The organism is Vibrio fluminensis (genome assembly GCF_015278125.1).
GTDB lineage: Bacteria > Pseudomonadota > Gammaproteobacteria > Enterobacterales > Vibrionaceae > Vibrio > Vibrio fluminensis.
Genome location: NZ_JADILO010000006.1, coordinates 16,211 through 41,309, shown reverse-complemented (window position 1 = coordinate 41,309; position 25,099 = coordinate 16,211). Strand labels below are relative to the sequence as shown.

Here is a 25,099-nt window from a genome sequence, read left to right as displayed (position 1 = left end):
GAGCGCGGTTGATTCATAAGCCGCGCTTTTTTTATTTGCTAGCTTTATAGACGAATTGCAATAAAAATTGATTAATATCAGACAGATTCACCATCGTTTTGTTGAATTAATCGTTTGCATACTATCTAATGCTGCTCGGCGTAATCCTGCGTCATGACACATTGATAGTATGTTAACGTAAAATGAAAAAATCACTTGTTTCAGTAGCCGCTTTTGGCCTTATCGCATCATCTCCAGTATTTGCTTCAACCACTCTGAATGTTTACAACTGGTCTGAATACCTACCTCAATCGATTATCGAAGACTTTACCGAGCAAACGGGTATTAAAGTCAACTACGCAACTTTTGAAAGTAACGAAACCATGTACGCTAAGCTAAAATTGCTTAATGGTAAGGGTTTTGATGTGGTGGTCCCATCGACTTACTACGTGAGTAAGCTTGCGAATGATGGCTTGTTGCACAAACTTGATAAATCCAAAATCAAGCAGTTTGCCGAGTTAGATTCGACTATCTTGAACCAAAGTTTTGACCCTAATAATAACTACTCACTACCATACATGTGGGGCAGTACTGCGATTGCGTATAATGCGGATGTTATTGAGGGTAGCCACTTAAAAAGCTGGGCAGATCTTTGGAACAGCGAGTACGCTGGGCAATTATTGCTTACCGATGATGTTCGTGACGTGATGGGCATGGCACTGATGATTGATGGTCATAGTGTAAACTCTCAAGATGCCGCAGAACTGAAACAGGCTTTCGAACGTTTACAGAAAATCAAACCGAATGTAACCGTATTCAACTCAGATGCGCCGCATGTACCGCTGGTCACCGGTGAAGTGAATGTGGGCATGCAGTGGAATGGTACGGCATACCGAGCACAAAACGAAAACCCTTCAATTCGTTTCGTATATCCTTCTGAAGGGGCCATCTTCTGGATGGACAATATTGTCATTCCAAAGCACGCAGAGAACAAACAAGCGGCTTATCAGTTTATTAACTTTTTGCTTGAGCCAGAAAACCAAGCCACTATCGTAAAAGAGATTGGTTATGCAGTACCGAACCTGCAGGCGCTAGAGTTTTTGCCACCACAAATTCGTGATAGCCAAATCATTTTCCCACCGGCAGACGTAAAACAAAAAGGTCAATTTTTAGGTAGCGTTGGTGAGGCGGTAAGCCAATACGAGCGCTACTGGATGGAGCTAAAGAAATAGTGAAAGTCATTTATACCGAAAAACAACGTCTTCATCGCGTTAAGTATGAGTTCCTGTCAGGTGAACCAACACCGTGTTTCGAAAAGCCAGAGCGTGCAGATATGGTACTGAATGCTTTGCAAGAGCATGGTGGCTTTACGGTGTGTGAACCGAAAAGTTATGGCACGCGCCCGATGCAATGGGTACATACTGAAGATTATGTTGAGTTTTTACAGTCGGCATGGTCTGAGTGGGAAGAGCGCTTTGGTAGTGAACATGATGCTTCTCCTTACTGTTTCGTGAGCCCGCGTTACCTGCGCCATCGCATTCCAAAGGATATTGAAGGCAAGCTAGGTTATTACAGCTTTGACATGACCGCTGCGATCACCAAAACCAGTTGGCAAGCGATTGAAGCCGCATCTGATTGCGCATTAACCGGTGCTGAGCTGCTGATTAACGGCGAGCACTCTGCTTTTGCGCTGTGTCGTCCACCGGGTCACCACGCTGCTCCTGACATGATGGGTGGTTATTGCTACATCAACAATGCTGCAATTGCGGCAGAGTCTTTACGTCGCAATGGTAAAGATAAAGTGGCGATTCTAGATTTGGATTACCACCACGGTAATGGTACGCAAAGCATCTTTTATGATCGTGATGATGTGCTGTTTGTTTCGATTCACGGTGACCCAGATTACGACTACCCGCACTATTTAGGTTTTGCTGATGAAGTAGGCGAGGGGAAAGGTAAAGGCTACAACCTTAACTTACCATTGCCACAAGGCAAAACAGACTGGTCGCTTTATGAGCCTGCTTTGCACACAGCATTGAACAAGATCAAAGCTTTTGGTGCTCAGGCATTAGTCATTTCTTTGGGGATGGATACTTACGAGCATGACCCAATTAGCTACTTCAAGCTAAAACGTGCGGATTACCAAGCAATTGGTACCCAATTGGGGCAATTAGGCATCCCAACACTCTTTGTGTTTGAAGGTGGCTATGCTGTTGATGACCTCGGTTATAATACGGTTGCCGTGCTTGATGGCTTTATGAGCTGATATTGAAACGCCCACTTTGTTGGGCGTTTTTTTGTTTCGTTAGAAAATTTTGAATGTGTTGTGCAACTTATTCTGCTTAACTCGCACACGCTAGCCTTTATACTAATCAAAACACTTAAGGGGAGACGGTTATGGGCAAGTTAGTTGACGGCGTATGGCACGATGTTTGGTATGAAACGAAAACCAGTGGTGGCAAGTTTGTGCGTGAAGACGCGGGTTTTCGTGATTGGATTGAAAATAAACCAGATGCCAAGTTTCAGCCTGAGAGTGGGCGCTATCACCTCTACGTTTCTTTAGCTTGCCCGTGGGCACACCGCACTTTGATTTTTCGCTCCCTTAAGGGGCTTGAAGAGCATATTGATGTGACAGTAGTGTGTCCTGATATGCTTGCTGAAGGCTGGCAAATGGGCTTACCTGAACCACTGTTTGGTCACAAGCGCCTGCATCAAATTTATACTCAAGCGAAAGGCGATTACACTGGTAGAGTCACGGTGCCGGTCTTGTGGGATAAAAAGCACAACACAATCGTCAGCAATGAGTCTTCTGAAATTATTCGTATGTTCAACAGTGAGTTCAACCAACTGACGGATAATAATCTTGATTTTTACCCTGAGCACTTGCGTTCGCTAATCGATGAGTGGAACGACTTTATCTACCCTAACATTAACAATGGCGTTTACCGCTGCGGTTTTGCCACTTCTCAAGAAGCGTATGAAGAAGCCTATGAAAACTTGTTTGCGGCATTGGATAGAGTAGAGCGTCATCTTGAGACCCATCGTTTTCTTGCAGGTAATGAAATTACCGAAGCTGACTGGCGTTTGTTCACCACGTTAGTGCGTTTTGACGCCGTTTATGTTGGGCATTTTAAATGCAATAAGCAGCGAATTGCGGATTATCTCCACTTGCAAGGTTACTTAAAAGAGCTCTATCAAATAGAAGGGATCCGTCAGACAACCGATTTCTATCATATTAAACGCCACTATTACTTTAGCCATACCGGTATCAACCCAACTCAAGTGGTCCCTCTCGGTCCTGAGTTGGACCTAGATTCACCCCATCAAAGAAACCACATTTAAATTGACTAGAAAGCCTCGCCATTGCGAGGCTTTTGTTTACCACTAAAAAATATGCCTTCAATTCTTTTAACAATTTGAAAACATTACTCAAACCACAATTTTGTTTATTTAATGAATGAAATATCTTTAAAATGTGAATCCTTTCCAAAAATAACATGTAAGTGTTTTTTAATAGAGTTACAATTGAGACGAAAAGACTAATTAAAATACCAAAAAACTCAATTGCTTGCTCATGCTGCCATCTAAGCGTTACCACGCTGGTTTTACTCTAGTGGAGTTGGTCGCAACCGTTATCCTGCTTTCTGTATTGGGGGTTGTTGCGTACACGAAATTCCCCTCTTTTTCTGGTTTTACCGTACCAGCGTATTGTGCTGCCGCTAAATCAGCGATTCGTCGTGTGCAAACACAAGCGATGAACGATGTGACTTCTACTTCACCTTATATGGTGATTGTGAACCCAACCAATATTGAGTGGAAAAACGATACTCTGGCCCTTAATCAATCACTGGATTGCGTAGGTTCTCGATGCAGCAATTTGGTCGAAATTAGCGATGCCGATGTAAAGCGTGGTATTCGTTTTGCAGCACAACAAGTGACGTTTGACTCATTAGGCCGCAGTATCACTTCGGATGGTACTGGCACGCAAACTATCAAGATCAATATTGATAACCTGCAAGGTAGCAATAAAGAAATAGTGATTTACAACGAGGGCTACGTTGATGGTTGTGACTAAAGTCAAAGGCTTCACTCTGATTGAGAACGTTATGGCCATCACCCTCGCAGGCTTTTTGATGTTGGCTTTTTCGTCTCTACTTGCCCCCGCATCCAAGCAAACTGCAGATGCACTCACACAGCAACGCGCTTCACAAGTGGCGACTTGGTTATTACAAGAAATGTACTCGCGAGAGTTTGATGAAGTGAACATCAGTCACGTTGAGCGGTGTGGAAGTGTTGCCTTAGCCTGCACTGCGCAATTAGGTCTAGAGATTGGTGAGACTGCTCGTGATGATTTCGACGATTACGATACAAAAGGGCAAGCTTTGTCGATTGCTGACTTTGGCTTGGGTACCAGTGGGCCATTTGATGGCTTTCTTGCCACGGTAACGGTGCGCTATGCCAATGATGATTTTGAAGCGTTACCTGAAAATAGTGCGCCTACACCGATGAAAAAAGTGACCGTTGCTATTCAGCGTGGTGTAAACGGTGAGCCCCTAGTTTTCAATGCGTTTCGGAGTAACTACTGATGAAAATCAAAGGGTTTACTCTGATTGAAATGGTGGTGAGCATTACCATCTTAGGTATTGTCTCAATAGGGCTAATGAATTTCGGTTTGCTGAGCAGTTCGATATTTGTAGAAAATAAGTATCGTTTGGAAGCATTAGAAGAAGCTCGTTTTGCGCTGGCACGCTTTGCTAGAGAACTTGCGAATACAGTGCCACTTAGCCCAAGAGTATTGGACAGTGGTAGTTGCCTTGAATACCTTCCTCTACTTTATGTTGGTGAGTTTGTACCGGAGCAAGTGGTACTTAATAGTAATGCCACTGAAACAGAGTTTCCTTTAGCGCACCCATTGGGTAATGAATTATCGGTATGCTTGAATGATCCGAATAAACCCTGTTTAGTCAGCATCTATCCACGTGCTGCAACTGATCTTTATTCCGGTGCAAATCAGGAAAGACAAATCTATACGCTTAAGTCTTATAGCAACAATTCCATCACGGTTAAGGAAGGGCTAACACGCCTACCCCTAACACCATCCAATCGATTGTTTATCTATCAACCTTTTGCTCGCCAGATGTGCGTGAAAAATGGGCAGCTGAGTTACTTCCCGAGTTATGACCTTTCTTTTGCTGGCCTTGGAGTGGCAAATTCTCGGCCTTCGGTGCCAATGGCGAAAGGATTGATGCAAGCACAAGATGTTTTTTCGCTTGGATTCAATGGAACCTACTCAAGTACCGTGAATCTACGATTTTCACTGGTGGTCAATAATGGCAAAGAATCTGTGGAGTTTATGCAAAATGCGCAAGTTCTCAATGGCCAGTAAAACTCAGCAGGGCAGTGCCTTAATCGTCATTCTTTTTGTGATGGTAATCGGGACGTTCTTTGCCGCGCAGTTGATCAATATGAATAAGCAATCAGCCCAAGCCAACACCTACGAGATTTTGAGCACCAGAGCCTATTGGGCGTCTCGTTCTCTCGCTGAACGTCTGGTTTATGAGTTAGTGCCTGTAGAAGGAGCTCGTTCGAATACTTGTCTGCCAAGCTATCATCTTGCTGCGTTTCCAAGTTGCAAAATAGAGGCGTCATGTGTGCCAAATGGTGATGCAACGGTCGTCACATCCACCGCAATATGCTCCGAGCAAGCGTATCGTGTTAGCCGTCGATTTGAAGTAGAGGTAAGGCCATGAAAAACAGTTGGATTTTATTTGTTTTAGCGTTGCTTTTTTCATCGAGTACATTGGCGGATAGTGATGGTGACGTGCGAGGCTTTGTATTTGAACACTACAATTATGGTGGCGTTCCTCATGAGTTCAACCCAGCTTATGGGATGTCGGCGATGTCTCGTAAGTCAATAAAAGTTCGATTGACGCGAACAACGTCCCCTCATTACGTTTATGTCACTTCTACCGGACATGATGGTTATTTTGATTTTGATGACATTCCTAATGGGACTTACCGACTGGATTTACCGGGGCGCGGCACTGGGTCGCAAGACTTAGATGGTGATCTGTACTCGGAGCGTGGTGATTGCAACCCATGTTTACCTGTGCGTGTTTATCCATCGGTGAGTGAGAAGTATGAGCGTGAAGTGGTCGTTAGAGGGCATGATGTTGATGCCAGTATCGGTTTTAGCTACAGCGTAGTGAGTAACCATCATGACTCTGGTGTGGGTACACTGCGCCAGTTTCTGATCAATACAGCGCACTTAACCACAGGTCGTCACAACACTTACATTCGTAAAGAGTACCTGCGTCAAGAGCACCATACCTTTGGTGTCGACAACGCCATATTCAAGAATCAAGTGAATGACATTGTATTGCAATCACCTCTGCATGTTGATGACGTCAGTCGTACTTATATTGATGCGAGGGTTTTGCTTGGTAATGGCCGCCCGTTGAACATTCGTAATGGCCGCACGAACCCGTTAGATGATGAATTTGGTATTGAAATAGCGAATAGCGACAATATTCGCGTTGCTGGAATTAATTGGAGTTACTTTGTTGACGCTATTTATTTGAATAGAAGTGACAAGATTGAAATTGTTGACAATAGCTTCAACCATACTCGAGATTCAGGCCTCAAACTTGAAAGGAGTGATGACAACACTATCTCGCGTAATATATTCAATGATACCGTTAACTATGAAACGGCGCCATTCGAGGACGCCGCACTGTTTGTCTATAGCGGTTCAAATAACACGATAGAAAATAACGCGTTTTATGACACCGGTACGGGTGGAGAGATCGCAGGCAATGCTTACCCTGTTGCTTCCGCTGTGCGAATTTACGAAGGCTTTAACAACCGAATTAGTCAAAATACTTTCTCTAATACAAGTGGTTTGGCGATTGACTTGCGCATGACGCAAATGATTGGTCACCATTCTCCGAATGATCAGCAATACCTTTGGTCGGGTTCTATCAGTAACCGTGGTATTGACTATCCAATCTTACAAAGTGTTTCAACCCAAGGCACCGCGGAGGGTAGCGTAACACTTAATGATATCAACGCTCACTATGCTTTGTGTGATCAGAATCTCGATGATCTCACGGTGGAGCTCTATAAAGCCGACGGTAAAGCGAGTAATCACACCCTTGAAGGTACGGCGTTTTTAGGAAGTTGCCGTTTAGACAACAGTGGCCAGATTGATGGTTGTCGTTTGGATACTTCTCGCTTCAAAGAAGGGGATCTAATTACGTCCATTACCATCGATAAATGTGGTAACACTTCAGAAATGGGTCAAACTGTGACCGCTGGTGGCGGTGGCAACTATGACTATGGTGATGCGCCAAATCAAGATCTACTTACTGGCTGGGATGAGGCTCGTTATCCAGTACTTAAAAGCGATAATGGGGCCCGTCACGTTGTCGTAGCGGATACCTGCCTTCTGCCTTTGGGAGCGAATGATTGCGCATTTCACGTTGACACGGAACCCGATGGTCAGCCATCTCGCTATGCGACGGCAGAAGAAGAGGATGATGGCATCACGATCAATCCCAATACCAGTGGTGTCAATCAATCATCAATGCGAGTGTTGATGACGGGATATCTAGATCCAAATGGTCGTGAACAGCGCGTTGCTAATCAGATTGGTGTAAGAGCTTCTAAAGCCGGTTATGTCTCTATTTGGTTAGATAAAAATCAAGATGGCAGTTGGCAAGGGTTTGAGCGAAACCGTCAATTCGTATCGGAAAAAATTGTTGATGGAGTAGCGGTAAATAAAGGCGATAACCTAATCAATAATATTTATCTTTCTGCTTATGATGTACATGGCGAGAGCTTCTTGCGCGTGCGTTATTCCACGGACAGAGACGCGATTACTGAACCGACGGGACTCGCACCTGATGGAGAAGTTGAAGACTACCAAGTTTGGCTTGCTGCACCGTCATTGGAGGTAGCCGGCTGTGAAGCTGGGCTGCAAAACGGCTCGTTTGAGCACTTTTACACAGAGCGCGATCATAACAGTTGGGATACACCGGAAAGCTCGGTTGCCGGTTGGTCTGTGCAGCAGCTCGATCCCAAAGCTAATCCACAAGATTATACGCCACCACAAGCGCGCCGAAACCATATCGAATTTAACCGATACAACTATTATGTGAACCGCGCATCTTTCGATGGTACAGAGCATGTGGCTGAGATTAACGTCTATAACCCAACCATGATGTACCAAGATATTGTGACCAAGCCGGGAGATAAGATTCGCTGGTCTTTTGATTACTCCAACCGCACGGTTCCCAATAGTCGAGAGAACGATCAAATATCGTTGTTATTTGGTAGCCCGAACAGTGATCTCGTCGTCGACCAGACTATTGATGGGCAAGATCGATGGGTCAACCATACCGGTGTTTACACGGTTCCTGCAGATCAGTTCGTCACTCGTATTGCTTTTAAAGCCAATAAACCGTTAACAAGTTCTGCTGGTAACATCCTTGATAATGCCAAATTTGGTTGTGAAATTGGTTATGATTACGGTGATTTACCGAGTCGTTACAGTCAAGAGCTTGATGTGGGCTATCACGTCGTGCCGAATCTCTATATTGGCGATGAAGCGCCCGACGTAGAGCGTATCGCTCAAAGTTCAGAATATGCCAAAGGTGACGACCAGCATGGATTTAGTGATGAGTTAACATTTAGTGGGCCTGTTATGGTTACTCGTTATCAAGATGTTGAGATTAGTGATATCACTGTCTTTAATTCAACGGGAAAACCCGCTTTATTAAAAGCTTGGATAGATTTCGATGGCAACGGAAAGATGGATAATGATGAGCTCGCGACGCCACTCACTATTCAATCAAAACCGACGTCCCAATTGGTGACTTTAAGTTGGACAGGCAGTAAAGATTGGGCATCTCGTATCAACCAAACTTTTTTGCGTATCGCGTTATCTCAATCGAATCAAGATTCAGAAGATGGTGAGGTTGAAGACCATTTAGTCTATATCATCAACCATGATTTGATGCCAGAGCCAGGCCGATGTGACGGCTTTGTTCAAGTAAAAGCACCAGACAAAAATGGTGCATATCAATATGCTAAATGGGTAGCAAGTGGCGGCGAATTAAGCATTGAGCCAATCAACTCTTCACTGGCGACTGATGAAATAAAAGTGGTTGGCTTAAGTCAAAGTGATGGCCTGACTTATGGCGTTGGTTCTGATAGTCAATATAGCTGTGCCTACGGCAGTCGTTCGGGTTGCGAAATGCACCTGTTCGTCGCCGATCAACGTCGTTCACCCGCAGCTGAGTTTATTCATTTATCAGCAATTCGATCTGCGCGCGATAACGTCGTCATTAGAGATAGAAATGGTAAGTACTATAAATTTAATCAAAATGATGTTTTAGATACCAAAAAGAATGCCACTGATGGCCAACGCCGCCTCGGCTCTGCTAACTCAGGTGATGTAACGCCAGATGGCCGTTACATGGTGATAGGTAGAGGCTCGTGGCATACGCTGGTAAGGATTGATTTGGCCACGGGGTTATTCGATACCATTCAGCTTGATATTCCGATTGGTCAAAGCACGCCATGGAGTGCCGATTTTGCTTTTAACCTAAAAGATACGGATAGCGGATACGTTTATGCATTGTCGAGAGATCTACGAGCGCTGTATCGTATCGCGATAAAGGATGTCTCCCAATCAGAACCTGCTGGCAGCTATCGTCGTTTACCGCTGACTTTAAAGCTTAACTCTAATAACGATGTCGCTAATCCTGTATGGCCGGTAGCGGACAGCGACGGAAAGTTAGGTGTCGGTGGTTTAGGCATCAATAAAGGGGGCATCATGTTTGCCATGACCAATGGTGGTATTCATGATTTGGATCAAAATGGTGAGCGTGACAGTTTTGAGCAAGAAACACCAACCACGGCACTCTATTCGATTGATATTGCTAAGCAAGAAATACGTTTCGAGCTAAAGGGGGGTGACCGTTCAACGTCGAGTAATGATGCGGGTGGCTGTGCGATTCATGCTGATTATGGTGATGTACCGGAAATACTTGAAAATGGTAATCCGGCGCGTCACTTAGGCTCATCTGAGTTTGTAAAGTTGGGTGACAGTTGGTCGGCTGATATTGGTCCTGGGCATGATGTTGAAGCTGCATCAGATCTATCCGATGATGGTGTCACTATCCGAGATAGTGCGTCAAATAGCGCAGTTAATTTGGCGAAAGAGCCACTAATTCCTGGTCGATCGTACAAGATAGATCTGGATAAACGTGGTGGTGGCCAAGCGTCAGCTTGGGTTAACTGGGGCAATAACGCGCAGTGGAATAGACTTGATCTAAGTAGACCAATGGTTGTTCCTTCAACTCCAACTAGCTTTGCTAGTCGCGGTTATATTCGCGTTCGTTATGCCCATGAACTGGTGACCAGCCCTTATGGTGAAGCGGGTTCGGGCGAAGTGGAAGACCATAGCTTTGAAATAGGCAATCCGGTTAAGGGGGTACAAGTCAGTGCGCCAAGTTCACCGCTTACCTGTGAGGCGGCAGAGTATCAGGTTAAATTAGATGTTGATGGTGATCAGCTATCGGAAGATATCAATGTCGAGCTCAACTTTAACAATCCGCCAGCAGGTTGTTGGTTCAACGCCTCTGTGTTTGAGCGAGGCAATGCAAGTTCTCAAACTCACTGCAATGCGGGTAAAACCATTTTGTTCAGTAAAGGTAGCAACCTAACTCGTTCGATTTGGGTCGCAACCGATTCCGAGCTTAAAGATATCGTTCTAACCGCCCATGCGATTGATATTGGGTCGGCAAGTGCCGGTGCGCGTTTTACCAAAGAAGGGTTCAAAATAACGCCGTATCAAGCACCGAAGTACTACAAAGCCGGAGAAGAGTTTCAGATTCAGTTGGTTCGGAAAGTCGCGTTAGCAGACCAAGTTCAGTGTAGTGTCGATCCGGATTACCAAGGGGACAAAACCTTTACCTTCGGTTTCGACAAAGGCACAGAAAAGGAGTTGGGCAATTTAGCACTAAAAGGTGCGGCACTTAAAGCGGCTGGTGAAAAACGCACAATCTCTTTTTCCAATGGCGTAAGTGAAGTATTGCCAGCGAAATACTCTGAAGCGGGTGAAATGATCCTATCGGCGAAGTACACGCCAACAGAAGGTGAAGAGAAGAGTGCAACGTTTGAAGAAGTCTTCACCCCTTATGCACTTGTTGTGCGTCAGAACTATAAAGCCGATGATACTAGCGTGATCAGTCAACAAGGCTCGACCGCTTTTGTTTCTGCGGGGGCGCCATTTATGGTGGAAGTGGCCGGGGTGAATAAAACCGGTGAGATAACGCAAAACTTTGACGCGCAACTTTCAGCGGGTGGCAAGGGCTATAGTGCGGCAATTACGGTTCCTGAGAGTCAAGTGAGCGCGGTACCGAAACTCTCCACGCCGAATGGATTTGAACGTACTTTCAATCAAGGGCTACTGCTTAACCGCTTTGAGTACGACAACGTCGGTTCATTGAGAACGACTTGGGTTGTCGACAGCTTCCGTGGCAAAGTTGGCCTCGATAGTTTCCTTGATACTAGCAAGGTGAGCGATTTAGCCAATCATGATGTTGTGGGATATTTTTATCCTGATCACTATTTAATGACGCGCCGTTATCAGGTTCCAATGAATCATGCCGGTGAGCCTTGGACCTATTTTGGTAAGCCTGATGTGGATGTCAGCTTTATGCTAGAGGCAAAAAGTGCCAATGATAGCCGCTTAAGTTTTTACGATGGTTCAATACTTAAACAGGCTGAGAATCCAGCTCTTGCAAGTTTGAGTTTTGATTATGGTAGCGGTGAGTTACCCGCATGCAATCAAGTCTTATTGGTTGATGACGATATGGAATCGGATGTGTTCATTGGTCACTGGAGTGAGGGTGAGTGGCAGTTGGATCGTCAGCCAAATCAGTTCTACCGCGATGTCGTTTGCAAGCAAGAATTGTCTAATGTGGTGTTGAACGCGAACGTTGAAGATAACATTTCGAGCGTTGCTATACCGATTTATGAACAAGGCGATACTAGTGAAGACTTTGCAGCAAAGGATATTTCGCTCGGTGAGCCGATTGATGTTCGCTTTGGTCGTTTAGTGATTGAAAATGCCTCGGGACCCATTGATCAATTGATGCCAATGGCAATCGAAACTCAGTACTGGAACAACAACCGATTTGAATTAAATGATTGGGACCAATCTACTCAGATTGGCAGCTCAGGTGAGGCTCAATTGCCTGATGCGGCAGATATTGTTACTGAGTCAGCGGTTACTGGAGAGGCTAAACCCGTATTGATGTCAGGTTCGATGGAAATTAACAACATTAGTGATGGTAAAGGTAGGGTCGACGTTGGTGCCAATGCGCCAGGCCATGCGGTGGTTCCGATGACATTCAGTGAGGGTGTGGAAAAATGGTTGGGGTATTGCTGGGAGATTGATAGCGATGTCAGCACGGCGATTCCAAGTCAATGTAATCAGCCAAGTAGTTTTTGGCAGCCACCGAAAGCACTCGCAACGTTTGGTGTGTCGGGTGGTTCGAACAATGTGATTTACATTAAAGAGCGCTATAACTAACTGCAAAAAGCCCCTGATGGGGCTTTTTGCTAACTGGAAGGTCTGGGCTATACCCAAGCACCTTGAGGTTACTGGGTATATTCGATTAATTCTGTGGGGCAAAAGCACGTAAAACGGTAGTTACAATCGTATCCACCTTTTGATCGAGCAGTTCGCCTTCTGGCAGAGGCAGTAAATCGAGTACTTGTGGCCAAAACAAGAGGCCTTGGAAAATACTGACATAGACATTGGTTATGGTATTCACATCCGACGCTTGAAGTTTATTTGCCGCCAATGCTTGCTCAAACCAGTGGCTCACCGCACGCGTTCGATATAGCTTTTGCGTCATGCTTTTGGCGAGCTCAGGCTGACGGAAGAATTCCATAATAATAGTGCGAGAAAGGGCTATACCGTAGGTTTGATACATGACATCGATCTCTAAGTACGTCACTTTTTTAAGCTGTTCGTCCATAGGGAGATTTGGATCAAATGGATAATCGCGATTGCGGATACTGTTCTCTTGGATTTCAGCAAGTACTGCTTCAAACAGCAGTTCTTTACTTTCAAAATGTCGGTACAAAGTGCGCTTCGAAACTTCCGCTGCCGTACTAATGTTATTCATATTCGCGGCTAAAAATCCATTTTCTATAAATTCTTGTTTTGCAGCGTCAATAATTGCGATTCGCTTCTGTTCCGAGCGTGTCATGTTGGTACTCCTAGTATTCTATAGCATTAGTGTAACAACACTTTATTGGTAGGTAAACTTATGAGTTTACTTTTTTGAAAAGCTGAAATAGAATCCGCAAAAATAGACTTAGTTTTTGCTTTGTCTTCTCGTTTATATATCGGGTCAATATGTCAGGTCCCAATTGGAGATTACTGTGAAACAGGCGCACAAATCATCTGCAAAAATTGCATTGAATAAACTCGCGCTAGCGATTGGTTTATCTGTTGCTAGTTTATCATTAGTTGGCTGTGGTGAAGAGGCGACTGTGCCTACCGAAACTGCCCCAGTTGTAAAACCTGCTTTGACAGAAGTTGTTGCGGCAAGCCGTAGTGACAGCCTCAGTTTTAATGGTGTGGTTCGAGCCGCAGAAAGGGCGGATTTGTCATTCCGCGTTGGCGGTCTGATCAATGAGTTATTAGTCAATGAAGGCGATCGTGTGATCAAAGGCCAAGTATTGGCGCGTTTAGACTCACGTGATGCCCAAACAGCTTTGGCATCAGCAAAGCTTGAACTGTCGAACGTTGAAGTGGAATACCAGCGCGCTAAAGCGATTTACGAGAAGAGCAAAGCGATCTCGAAAAGCCAACTTGATGAAATTACCACTCGCTACAATCTAGCTAAAAACCGTCGTGATGAAGCTCAGCGTCAGCTAGATTACACCGAAATTAAAGCCCCATTTGATGGCATTATTGGTCGCCGATTTGTTGATAACTTTGTCCAAGTTCAAGCTAATGCACCGGTGTTTATTCTGCATGATCTTGATGATCTAGAGGTGGTGATTTACATCCCTGATAGCGTGATGTTGTCGTCTGTTGCGGGAACAGAAGCCAAAGCTGAAGTGAGCGCGATTCCTAACCATTTGTTTGATCTTAAGTTAAGAACCTACGCGACTCAGGCTGATCCTGTCAGCCAAACCTATGCGGTTGTACTCGGCTTTGAGAACCTTGATGGCTATCGAGTGTTACCGGGTATGACGGCAAAAGTGATTCCTGCGGAAGTAGAAGATCAAGCGCTCGCGACAACCATCACGCTACCAATTATTGCGGTTATCCCTGATAACCAAGGTAAACAGTATGTATGGGTTGTCGGTTCAGGCAATAAAGTCGAGAAACGTTACGTAGAAGTCGGGGCGTTAAGTCGCGATCGCGTGGTGATTAAAGACAACTTAAAAGCGGGCGAGCAGGTAGTGATTGCCGGTATGTCGAGTTTGCAGGAAGGCATGGAAATCCGTCCTATGACCAATGGTAACAACGGAGCTCAATAATGAACTTAGCTCGTTATACGATTGCCAAGCGCACCAGCGTTTGGGTATTGATTGCGCTAATCTTGCTAGGTGGCTACATCAGCTACCTAAAATTGGGTCGATTTGAGGACCCTGAGTTTGTTATCCGTCAGGCGGTGATCAACACGCCTTATGCGGGCGCAACGGCGCAAGAAGTGTCTGATGAAGTGACCGATGTGATTGAGGGGGCAGTGCAATCGCTGCAAGAACTCAAGGAAGTGAAGTCGGTTTCTAAGCAGGGCATGTCCGAGGTAACGGTAGAGATCAAGCTGGAATTTGCCAAGAGCTCAGCGGATCTGCAGCAGGTATGGGATAAGCTACGCCGCAAAGTCTCCGATGCGCAGCGGCAATTGCCTCCAGGGGCAGGTCCTTCGATCGTCAATGATGACTTTGCTGATGTATACGCGCTGTTTTATGCCGTGACGGGCGAAGGTTTCACCGATAAGCAGTTACAAGATTACGTTGATACCTTGCGCCGCGAATTGGTGTTGGTGCCGGGTGTCGCAAAGACCGCCACTTTGGCCGAGCAGCAAGAGACAATTTTTGTCGAGATTTCGAGTGAGCGTTTGGCAAGCTTTGGGGTTTCTGCACAACAAGTTTTCCAAGTACTACAAAAGCAAAACGTAGTCACAGTTGCTGGCTCAATCGATACGCGAGATATGCGTATACCGGTGATCCCAAGCTCGAACATTCGTTCATTTGATGACTTACGTAACCTGCAAATTGGTGTAGGACAAGACAACCAAGTCATGCGTCTTGGCGATATTGCTAACGTAACACGTGGTTACCAAGAGCCTGCGAGCATGTTGATGCGTTATAACGGTCAGCGCGCGGTCGGTTTTGGTATCTCAAACGTGACCGGTGGTAACGTGGTTGAGATGGGCGACGCGGTTAAAGCGCGTTTAGCCGAATTAGATGCTCAGCGCCCACTCGGTATGGAACTGCATGAAATTTCAATTCAGTCGGATTCAGTACGTGCATCGGTGGCGAACTTTATCGATAACTTGATTGCCGCAGTGGCGATCGTATTTATCGTGCTGTTGATGTTTATGGGTGTACGTTCAGGGGTGATTATCGGCTTCGTGTTGCTACTAACCGTTGCTGGCACCTTGTGCATTATGTTCATTGAAGATATTGCTATGCAGCGTATCTCGCTGGGTGCTCTGATTATTGCGCTCGGTATGCTGGTGGACAACGCCATTGTAGTGACAGATGGCATTTTGGTGCGTTTGCAGCAAAACCCAGACGAAGACAAAGAAACGATTGTTTCTGAAGTGGTGGATGCAACTAAGTGGCCGCTACTGGGTGGTACGGTTGTAGGTATCTTTGCGTTCAGTGCGATTGGTCTATCTCCTTCGGATATGGGTGAATACGCCGGCTCGCTATTTTGGGTAATCCTTTACTCAATGTTCTTAAGCTGGGTGTTTGCGGTGACAGTGACACCAATGCTCTGCTTTGACTTCCTGAAAGTGAAAGCGACCAAAGGCGAGATTAAGCCGGGTCGTATGATGACCATGTACAAAGCGTTGCTCGCTTGGGTACTACGTAATCGCATGATTAGCTTAGTGGCGATCTTTGGTTTGATGGTTGCGGCTATTTATGGTCTGCGTTACGTGCCACCGGGCTTTATGCCGGACTCTCAGCGTCCGCAATTTGTTGTCGATGTCTACTTGCCGCAAGGCTCGGATATCAGCCGTACTGAGCGTTATATCGCGGCGATTGAGAAAGACGTAAAAGCGAAAGAAGGCATCACCAATATCACCAGTTTTATCGGTGGCGGCGGTCTACGTTTTATGCTGACTTACGCACCAGAAGCGCGTAACACCAGCTATGGTCAGCTACTGATTGATATTGATGACTACAAGAAAATCGCGCCATTATTGGTTGAACTGCAAGATGAGTTGTCAGTGAAATACCCAGAAGCGTCGATCAAAGTATGGAAATTCATGCTAGGTCGCGGGGGCGGTAAGAAGATTGAAGCCGGTTTTAAAGGCCCTGATAGCCAAGTGCTACGTCAACTTGCGGAGCAAGCTAAAGCGATTATGCACGCTGACAGTAACCTGATCGCGATTCAAGATGATTGGCGCCAGCAAGTGCCAGTGTTGCGTCCGGTTTATTCAGCAGAAAAAGCGCAGCGCTTTGGTTTGACTACGCAAGAGATTAACCAAGCCATTGCACAAACGTTGTCTGGTCGTAATGTTGGTGTATACCGCGAGGGTGATGATTTGATCCCAATCGTCGTGCGAGCACCAGAAAATGAGCGTGATCATCAGCGTGCGGTTGAAAACACCGAAGCATATAGCGCTACCGCTGGTGGTTTCATCCCAGTCAGTCAGTTAGTTGATTCCGTCGATGTGGTATGGCAAGACGCGATTTTACGTCGTATCGACCGTATGCCAACGATTTTGGTACAAGCTGACCCGGCACCCGGAGTGTTGACTGCAGATGCGTTCAATAATGTACGTGACAAGATTGAGGCGATTGAGTTGCCACCAGGTTATGAGCTGATTTGGTACGGTGAATACAAAGCATCTAAAGATGCCAATGAAGGCCTAGTGATCTCAGCGCCATACGGTTTTGCGGCGATGATTTTGTCGGTGATCTTTATGTTTAACGCGATTCGCCAGCCGTTGGTGATTTGGCTAACAGCACCACTAGCAGTGATTGGCGTGACCGTTGGCTTGATTGTATTCCAAACGCCATTTGAGTTTATGGCAATTTTAGGCTTCCTCAGCTTGATCGGTATGATGGTGAAAAATGCCATCGTGCTAGTGGATCAAGCCGATGTTGAGATAGCGCAAGGTAAACTGCCGTACTTTGCGATTATCGATGCGGCGACGAGCCGCGCGCGCCCAGTTCTACTGGGGGCATTGACGACCATCTTGGGTGTGGCTCCGCTACTTATTGACCCGTTCTTTAAGAGTATGGCGGTCACCATTATGTTTGGTTTGCTATTCGCAACCATCCTCACTTTGGTGGTCATTCCGTTATTTTATGCTCTCTTTTTTAGAGTCAAAGTAGAGCAATAAACCTTATCGGGACAGACGGAAAAAGAGAAGCCACCGCATTTGCGGTGGCTTTTTCTTATCTGATATTTGTTATTTAGCCGAAGCAAAGCTAATACCAATCAGCATAAGTCTTTGATCATTCTTGCTGATTAAAATCGCTGATAACGTTGTTGCAGATTTTGCAATTAGAATAACTAGTTAGCGGCAATCTGCGCCTAGTTCTAAGTGATTTTCCTTGCGCAATTAGCTGACCACTTGCTTATCCTGATTGGTATAAGTGGAAACGCTGGCTTAGCGTTTTTCGACTAGGGTGATCGCGCCAATATAGCAACTGGCAAGGCACTCGCCACAACCATTGCAGTGATCGTTAAGTGTTGGTGTGTCGTTATCGAGCAGTGTCAGCGCTTGTTTAGGGCAATCATCGACACACTCTTGGCAGTTATCAAACAGGCGGGCGTTACAGCTTTGGCTGAATGTCGGTCGCCAACCAGTATCTGTCGTGTTTAGCATATTCAATGCTTGAGTAGGGCAAACGGCAATACACTCAGTACAAAAGTTACAGTGATTGAGGCTAAGATCCATGATTGGACCATTTGCTTGCATGCTTAGCACGCCTTGCGGGCATGCGGTGACACAATCACCACATTGATTGCATAGGCGATTAAATAACTCTTCTTCAACTGCTCCGAGAGGGCGAGAAGCGTTAATCACCGCCTGCGGTTCTTCAATCGATTGTGTCACGCCTCGTGAGACAGCACGAAAGAAACCACGGCGACTGCTGTTCATTTCATTAAGCTCAATAGCTAGTTCGATACTGTCTGGTTTCATTACTCTGCCTCTTGCCAATAATTGCGGCGTTCTGCGCTTTGCAATTGCTGTTCTTCGCAGTAGAAATTGAGCCAAGCAAAAGTGAATGCAGCCAATTGGCGATAAAACTCCGTGTCGGCGTGCTTTTGCATGCCAGTTAGCATGATTGGCGCGAATGGCATTAAGTGCTGGCTAATCAGTTGGTTTGCTTCTGCACGCTTATCTTGCTCAAGTAGCAGTGACACCAGCATGAGCATTAAGCCGATATGATCTTCTGGTTCACGCAAACCCGTATCGCATTCCATACCGAGTTGGCGGGTAAATTCACGATACTCAATGGTTGAAGAACCAAATAGCGCATTCTCTTTATCTAAGTATACCGAGCCCCATGGTGGGCAAGGCATATCACCGCTACCTTGCAACAAATTGAAGTAGTCGGCTTCTAGAGTGTCATTGGCAACGTCCTTCACGAGTTTTGCAAGATTTGTTAATAACTCGTCATCTTGTGTCGCAAATGCATTTAAGATGTTTTGACCATCTTCAGAGTGAGGAGAGTAGTAAAATAGACCGCCTAATAGGCGAAAAAGCGTAATTTCGTATGGCATAAATAAAACTGCGTTAGGTTTTTGCCGAGCATACCCGCTTCAAAATCTGAAATAAATGCGTTTAGTCAAAAATTAAATGCAATAGTATTCATTTAATAATGCGAACCATTTCGATTAAATATTTCAAATTATGTTAACTAGTTCAAAAATATGACCAAGATCTCATTTATGAAACTGGATGGGTGAGATTTTGAGTCGCACGGAAAAAATGTTGATTGAGCGCAATATTAACCTTACTGCTTAAGGGGTAAAAGGGGGACTGCAAAAGACCACAGAGTCTTTTCTCACAACCAATGAGAAGTTGTCCTATGAAAAATACACTGAAAGCATTAATGACCGGTGGCTTTACGAGACGTGATTTTATCAAGTCTTCGACAGCCGTCGGTGGACTGGCTGCGACGGCCAGCGCAATTTCACTCCCTTTTAAGTCAAGCCCTGTTGCTGCTGCCACTAATGAAGCGATCGAAGAAAAAGTAGTTTGGAGTGCATGTACCGTAAACTGCGGTAGCCGTTGTCCGCTACGTATGCATGTTGTTGATGGCGAAATTAAGTGGGTGGAAACCGATAACACCGGTGACGATGTGTACGGTAACCACCAAGTGCGCGCATGTCTACGTGGCCGCTCAATGCGCCGTCGCGTTTATAACCCAGACCGTTTGAAGTACCCAATGAAGCGCGTAGGTAAGCGTGGTGAAGGTAAATTCAAACGCATCAGTTGGGAAGAAGCGTACGATGAAATCGCTAATAATATGAAGCGCATCATCAAAGAGCACGGTAACGAAGCAATCTACCTTAACTACGGTACAGGTACGCTTGGTGGCACAGTAACAAAGTCTTGGCCTCCAGGTAGCTCGCTGATCGCGCGTATGATGAACCTAAGCGGTGGTTACCTAAACCACTACGGTGACTACTCAACGGCGCAAATCACGGTAGGTCTTGATTACACGTACGGTGGCGGTTGGGCTTACGGCAACTCATTCTCAGATCTTGAGAACACTAAGCTAATTGTTCAGTTTGGTAACAACCCAGCAGAAACGCGTATGTCAGGTGGCGGTCTTATTCACCATTTGATGGAATCTAAAGAGCGTTCAAAAGCTCGCATGATCATGATTGACCCTCGTTACACCGACACCGCAGGCGGTCGTGAAGACGAGTGGATTCCAATTCGTCCAGGTACCGATGCGGCATTTATCGCAGCGATGGCTTACGTGATGATCACGGAAGACCTAGTTGATCAGCCTTTCTTGGATAAATACTGTGTTGGTTACGATGAGAAAACGCTACCAGCGTCAGCACCAGCGAAAAGCGATTACAAGTCGTACATTCTAGGTCAAGGTCCTGATGGTATTGCGAAGACACCTGAGTGGGCTGCGCAAATCACTGGTATCCCAGTGGATACCATCATCAAAACAGCGCGTGAGATTGGCTCAACCAAACCTTGTGCAGTATTACAAGGCTGGGGTCTACAGCGTACTGCGAACGGTGAAATCGCGGCACGTGCCATCGCTATGCTTGCACTACTTACCGGTAACGTAGGTATCAATGGTGGTGGTACTGGTGCTCGTGAATCGGATTACAACATCCCATTTGTGCGTTTCCCAACCTTAAAGAACCCAGTGAAAGCGTCGATTCCGATGTTCCTATGGACAGATGCTATTGTGCGCGGTCCTGAAATGACGGCAACACGCGATGGTATCCGTGGCGTTGAGCAGTTGAGCGTACCAATCAAGATGATTTGGAACTACGCAGGTAACTGCATCATCAACCAGCATTCTGATATCAATAAGACGCATGAAATCCTGCAAGATGACAAAGCGTGTGAGTTAATTGTGGTGATTGATAACCACATGACTTCATCGGCGAAATACGCTGATATCGTACTGCCTGACTTAACTACATCAGAGCAAGCTGACTTCTGTATGGATACAAAAGCAGCGAACATGCCTTACTTTATCTTTGCCGATAAAGCGATTGAGCCGCAGTTTGAAGCGAAAGGTATCTACGAGATCTGTTCTGAGATTTCGAAACGCATGGGTGTCGGTGAGCAGTTTACCGAAGGTCGCGATCAAGAAGGTTGGCTACGTCACCTTTACGCATTGACTCGCGAGCAAGATCCTACGCTGCCGGATTTTGAAACCATGCGCAAGCTTGGTATCTACAAGCGTCGCGATCCAAACGGTCACTACGTGGCTTACAAAGCATTCCGTGAAGATCCTGAAAACAATCCATTGGGTACGCCTTCTGGCAAGATTGAGATCTACTCAGAACGTCTAGCGAACATCGCGGCGACTTGGGAACTGCAAGAAGATGAAGTGATTCACCCGCTGCCAATCTATGTGTCGACCTTTGACGGTTGGGACTCGAAGAAGCGTGATCAATTCCCATTGCAATTGACTGGTTTCCACTATAAGGCACGTTGTCACTCAACCTACGGTAACGTTGACATCATCAAGGAAGCGGCGCGTCAAGAAATGTGGCTAAACCCACTGGATGCGCAGCAGCGTGGTATCGAAAATGGTGATTTGATCCGTATCTTCAACGAACGCGGTGAAGTGCATATCCCAGCGAAAGTGACGCCACGTATGATGCCAGGTGTAGTCGCGCTAGGCGAGGGTGCATGGTACGCACCAGATAAGAACAAGGTGGATAAAGGCGGCTGTATTAACGTGTTGACGACTCATCGTCCAAGTCCGCTGGCTAAGGGTAACCCTCAGCATACCAACTTAGTAGAAGTTCAACTGGTGAAGAAGGCATAAGGTTAAACCATGAAACAATACGGCTTTTATATTGATTCAAGCAAGTGTACCGGTTGTAAAACGTGTCAGCTTTCTTGTAAAGACAACAAAGACCTAGATGTAGGTCGTAACTACCGTCGTGTATATGAATACGCAGGTGGTAACTGGGTAGAAGATAACGGCACTTGGCGCCAAGATGTGTTCTCTTACTACGTGTCGGTTGCGTGTAACCACTGTAGCAACCCAGCGTGTACTAAAGTGTGCCCAAGTGGTGCCATGCACAAGCGTGAAGATGGCTTTGTCGTAGTTGATACCGATAAGTGTATCGGTTGTCAGTACTGCTCAATGGCGTGTCCTTACGGCGCTCCTCAGTACAACAAAGAAAAAGGTCACATGACTAAGTGTGATGGCTGTTACGAGCGTGTCGCTGAAGGTTTGAACCCAGTATGTGTGGATTCTTGTCCACTGCGTGCATTGGAGTTTGGTCCTATCGATGAGCTGCGTGCGAAATACGGCACCAATGCCGAAGTCGCGCCGCTACCGCCAGCGTCACTGACTCAACCAAATATCGTGATTAAACCAAACCGCCATGCACGTCCTTGTGGAGACACCACAGGCTTCTTGGCTAACCCGAAGGAGGTGTAATATGGCATGGCATGAATGGCCACTTATCGTTTTCACGGTATTGGCACAAACCTCTGTAGGTGCGTTTTTAGTATTAGCGACGATGCTTTTGACCAAGCAGCTTTCAACTGGTGCTGAAGAGCGCCTGCATAAAGCGATGTTCGGCCTTTGGGCGGTGATGGGCTTGGGTTTCCTTGCTTCTATCATGCACTTGGGTAGCCCACTGCGCGCAATGAATGCGTTAAACATGGTTGGCAGCTCTTGGCTATCGAATGAAATCGCATCAGGCAGCGTATTCTTCGCGTTGGGCGGTCTGTTCTGGCTACTGTCTGTGCTAGACAAAGGCAGCGAAGCGATTCGCAAAGCGCTGATGATTGGTGCAATGGTGGTTGGCGTTGTGTTTATGTACGCAATGGCAATGGTGTATATGATTGATACCGTACCAACTTGGTACACATCACTCACACCAGCGGCGTTTGTCGTTACCATGCTAGTCAGCGGTACGGCTCTGGCTCAGTTGCTACTGTCTGTTGCAAACCACGACAACTCAGCGGCTGATAAAGTACTGCCTGTGATGGGCTTGATTGGCCTGTTTGCCGTGGCGATCTTGGTAATGCAATTAACCGCGCATCTAGGTGCGATTGAAACTAGCGTTGCTGCGGCACTATCCGTTGTGCCAGATTACAGCTCGCTACAAACCACTCGTTTAGCGCTGCTATCAGCAGGTATCGCGTTATGGTTATTGCCAGTCGTGCGCCGCACACCGATTACTGCTGCGCCAATGGCGATTGCATTTGCATTGATCGTGGTGTCTGAACTGATTGGTCGTGGCGTGTTTTACGGCATGCACATGACAGCAGGTATGTAGATACTGGGTGTTTAGCCATTAAAGCGAACACTAAACAAAGCCCCGCCATCAGATGCGGGGCTTTTTGTCTGGAATGATCGGTTGAGAGCCTATTTGGCGAGCAACGAAAGTTTCTTGAGAAAGCTCTCTTTAAGGTGCTCCTGATCGTAGTCAAGATGGTAGGTATTGTGGAACCCAACCTTTAGTTCAACGCCGTTACCACGCAAATAAACATTATAGCCGTCATAGTCTGAGAAGGCTTCGACCCCCTCATATATCTTGCCAAATTCAGTCGGTGTGCCGTTATTCATTACACACTCATAGGCTTGCAATACTTTGGTCGGATCTAGCTCGTTTTTCATTTCGATCTCCTCGCTAAAACACACACTATTAGTGTGGTCAATAATTGAGTGACGCGCCAATCAAATCGAGTAACTGGTGTAGCTACGATTGGCAATCTACTGATTAATTCACAGTTAAATACGTATACCAGAGTAAAATGAATCTTGTGAGTGGTTAGATTTGTCATCAACATCAATCATTTTGCTGACGCGAGGTGAATTATGGAACTAACGAATTTCGTTGCTCAAGAGCATACTATTTGGAATCTGTTTATCGCCTTGCTACTTGGCGCTATCGTTGGTACTCAGCGTGGCTGGGTGATGCGTAATAGTGTTGAGGGTAGTCGAGTTGCTGGCATTCGCACATTCTCCTTGGTCGGGCTACTAGGCGGTCTAGTGGGTATCCTCGCGGCTCATTACTCTCCGTTACTGATTGGCTTTGCTCTTATCGCTTTGGTGATACTGGCTTGCATTGCTTTTGTTATCCAACAGAAGAAAAGTGAAGATATTAGTATTACTGGTGTGGTGAGCTTAATTGTCACATTCGTCCTTGGCACATTAGCGGTGTCAGGCGAAGCGGTTTTAGCCGCAGCGGCAGCGGTGATCACGGCTGTCGTCCTCGATAACAAGAAAGAATTGCACCAAGCACTGCAAAAGCTGCAAGAGTACGAACTTGATGCTGCGCTCCGTTTATTACTTATCTCAATCGTATTACTGCCGTTATTGCCCAATCAAACCTATGGTCCGTGGAATGCCCTCAATCCCTATGAGATATGGTGGATGGTGGTATTGATCGCCAGTATCTCTTTCGTTGGTTATTTCGCGATTAAGATTGGTGGCGCTAAACGAGGCATTCTATTCACCTCGGTGTTTGCCGGGCTCAGCTCCTCGACGGCATTGACTCTGCAGTTTTCTCACTTGTCGCGAGAACAAGCCAATATTAGCCCGCTACTCGCCAGCGGTATCTTGCTCAGTTGCGGCACCATGTTTCCGCGTTTATTGATTGTTTTGTCGGTGCTGAATCCACAATTGGTTAAAATACTGTGGCCGATTGTCTTAGTGATGATGGTGGCGCTCTATTTGCCGGCTTGGTGGATTTGGCGCAGCAGTAAGATTGAAACCGTTGAACAGCCAAATCAGAAAACCAACCCGTTGGCGCTTCAATCAGCGCTATTCTTTGGCGTGGTGCTGGCGGTGATCATGTTGTTAAGCCACGCATTGTCGGATTGGTTTGGTAACGCGGGTACTTTGATTTTGGCCGCGCTTTCAGGCATTACCGATGTGGATGCTATCTCGCTTGCACTAGGACGACAAAGTACACAAACATTGAGCGTGCAGACTGCGGCACTGGGTATTTTTATTGCCGCTTCAGTCAATACCATTGTCAAAATGGGGATGGTAGTCAGTATCGGCAACAAAGCGCTATGGTCAAAAGTCGCACCGGTTATGATTGGTTGCGTGCTTTCAGGTGGAGCTGTGCTGGTTGTGATGGCTTGAGTGAGAATAACAGGCAATAAAAAACCCTCGCCGAGGCGAGGGTTTGAATATCGAAAAGCGCGTT

The 25,099-nt window shown here is 46.1% G+C and carries 18 protein-coding genes; 14 read left to right on the top strand and 4 right to left on the bottom strand.

Annotated features, from left to right (window positions below; all coding sequences use genetic code 11):
- Nucleotides 1–182 precede the first annotated feature (182 nt).
- The 8 genes from IRQ95_RS06435 (at nucleotide 183) to IRQ95_RS06400 (ending at nucleotide 12,583) form a co-directional block, all read left to right on the top strand.
- Nucleotides 183–1,211, top strand: coding sequence for an ABC transporter substrate-binding protein (locus tag IRQ95_RS06435; RefSeq protein ID WP_194436172.1), 1,029 nt, complete (start codon nucleotides 183–185; stop codon nucleotides 1,209–1,211).
- Complete coding sequence (locus IRQ95_RS06430) at nucleotides 1,211–2,245, top strand: histone deacetylase family protein (RefSeq protein WP_075648681.1); 1,035 nt, start codon at nucleotides 1,211–1,213, stop codon at nucleotides 2,243–2,245. The genes IRQ95_RS06435 and IRQ95_RS06430 overlap by 1 nt, the downstream gene beginning before the upstream one ends.
- A 131-nt stretch (nucleotides 2,246–2,376) precedes the next feature.
- A complete protein-coding gene (locus tag IRQ95_RS06425; protein WP_194436171.1) occupies nucleotides 2,377–3,321 on the top strand; it encodes a glutathione S-transferase family protein in 945 nt (314 codons plus the stop codon).
- Between the two features lie 232 nt (nucleotides 3,322–3,553).
- On the top strand, nucleotides 3,554–4,054 hold the full coding sequence (locus IRQ95_RS06420) for a pilus assembly FimT family protein (protein ID WP_194436170.1): 501 nt from the start codon (nucleotides 3,554–3,556) through the stop codon (nucleotides 4,052–4,054).
- A complete protein-coding gene (locus IRQ95_RS06415) occupies nucleotides 4,041–4,565 on the top strand; it encodes a type IV pilus modification PilV family protein (protein WP_194436169.1) in 525 nt (174 codons plus the stop codon). Before IRQ95_RS06420 ends, IRQ95_RS06415 begins: the two co-directional genes overlap by 14 nt.
- On the top strand, nucleotides 4,565–5,365 hold the full coding sequence (locus IRQ95_RS06410; protein WP_194436168.1) for a PilW family protein: 801 nt from the start codon (nucleotides 4,565–4,567) through the stop codon (nucleotides 5,363–5,365). The genes IRQ95_RS06415 and IRQ95_RS06410 overlap by 1 nt, the downstream gene beginning before the upstream one ends.
- A complete protein-coding gene (locus tag IRQ95_RS06405; RefSeq protein WP_194436167.1) occupies nucleotides 5,340–5,729 on the top strand; it encodes an MSHA biogenesis protein MshP in 390 nt (129 codons plus the stop codon). The genes IRQ95_RS06410 and IRQ95_RS06405 overlap by 26 nt, the downstream gene beginning before the upstream one ends.
- Nucleotides 5,726–12,583, top strand: coding sequence for a GEVED domain-containing protein (locus tag IRQ95_RS06400; RefSeq protein WP_194436166.1), 6,858 nt, complete (start codon nucleotides 5,726–5,728; stop codon nucleotides 12,581–12,583). Before IRQ95_RS06405 ends, IRQ95_RS06400 begins: the two co-directional genes overlap by 4 nt.
- Before the next feature lie 85 nt (nucleotides 12,584–12,668).
- On the opposite strand, the gene IRQ95_RS06395 is transcribed toward IRQ95_RS06400, so the two are convergent.
- A complete protein-coding gene (locus IRQ95_RS06395; protein ID WP_194436165.1) occupies nucleotides 12,669–13,268 on the bottom strand; it encodes a TetR/AcrR family transcriptional regulator in 600 nt (199 codons plus the stop codon).
- Nucleotides 13,269–13,443: 175 nt separating this feature from the next.
- Here IRQ95_RS06395 and IRQ95_RS06390 point away from each other — a divergent pair, with 175 nt between their 5' ends.
- Nucleotides 13,444–14,553 carry an efflux RND transporter periplasmic adaptor subunit gene (locus IRQ95_RS06390; protein ID WP_194436164.1) on the top strand — a complete coding sequence of 370 codons (1,110 nt, stop codon included), beginning with the start codon at nucleotides 13,444–13,446 and terminating at the stop codon, nucleotides 14,551–14,553.
- Entirely contained in the window at nucleotides 14,553–17,600 is a 3,048-nt protein-coding gene (locus IRQ95_RS06385; RefSeq protein ID WP_194436163.1) for an efflux RND transporter permease subunit, read from the top strand. Before IRQ95_RS06390 ends, IRQ95_RS06385 begins: the two co-directional genes overlap by 1 nt.
- A 270-nt stretch (nucleotides 17,601–17,870) precedes the next feature.
- Here the strand turns inward: IRQ95_RS06385 and napF are convergent, their stop codons facing one another.
- Together napF and IRQ95_RS06375 are read right to left on the bottom strand one after the other, a co-directional pair.
- Nucleotides 17,871–18,407, bottom strand: a complete 537-nt coding sequence (napF, locus tag IRQ95_RS06380; RefSeq protein WP_194436162.1) for a ferredoxin-type protein NapF — start codon at nucleotides 18,405–18,407, stop codon at nucleotides 17,871–17,873.
- Entirely contained in the window at nucleotides 18,407–18,991 is a 585-nt protein-coding gene (locus IRQ95_RS06375) for a molecular chaperone TorD family protein (RefSeq protein WP_194436161.1), read from the bottom strand. The genes napF and IRQ95_RS06375 overlap by 1 nt, the downstream gene beginning before the upstream one ends.
- Nucleotides 18,992–19,299: 308 nt before the next feature.
- Between IRQ95_RS06375 and IRQ95_RS06370 the strand changes: the two genes are divergently transcribed.
- Genes IRQ95_RS06370 through IRQ95_RS06360 form a run of 3 tightly spaced genes read left to right on the top strand, consistent with a single transcriptional unit; the run spans nucleotide 19,300 to nucleotide 23,218 of the window.
- A complete protein-coding gene (locus IRQ95_RS06370; RefSeq protein ID WP_194436160.1) occupies nucleotides 19,300–21,747 on the top strand; it encodes a DmsA/YnfE/YnfF family dimethyl sulfoxide reductase in 2,448 nt (815 codons plus the stop codon).
- A 9-nt stretch (nucleotides 21,748–21,756) separates the two neighbouring features.
- Nucleotides 21,757–22,371 (top strand): DMSO/selenate family reductase complex B subunit, encoded by a 615-nt coding sequence (locus IRQ95_RS06365; protein WP_075648668.1) that lies wholly within the window; start codon nucleotides 21,757–21,759, stop codon nucleotides 22,369–22,371.
- A 1-nt stretch (nucleotide 22,372) separates the two neighbouring features.
- Nucleotides 22,373–23,218: a DmsC/YnfH family molybdoenzyme membrane anchor subunit gene (locus IRQ95_RS06360; RefSeq protein WP_194436159.1), complete on the top strand. Its 846-nt coding sequence runs from the start codon at nucleotides 22,373–22,375 to the stop codon at nucleotides 23,216–23,218.
- 89 nt (nucleotides 23,219–23,307) lie between these two features.
- On the opposite strand, the gene IRQ95_RS06355 is transcribed toward IRQ95_RS06360, so the two are convergent.
- Entirely contained in the window at nucleotides 23,308–23,559 is a 252-nt protein-coding gene (locus tag IRQ95_RS06355) for a DUF3081 domain-containing protein (RefSeq protein WP_114766885.1), read from the bottom strand.
- Nucleotides 23,560–23,760: 201 nt separating this feature from the next.
- Here IRQ95_RS06355 and IRQ95_RS06350 point away from each other — a divergent pair, with 201 nt between their 5' ends.
- Nucleotides 23,761–25,035 (top strand): MgtC/SapB family protein, encoded by a 1,275-nt coding sequence (locus IRQ95_RS06350; protein ID WP_194436158.1) that lies wholly within the window; start codon nucleotides 23,761–23,763, stop codon nucleotides 25,033–25,035.
- Nucleotides 25,036–25,099 lie beyond the last annotated feature (64 nt).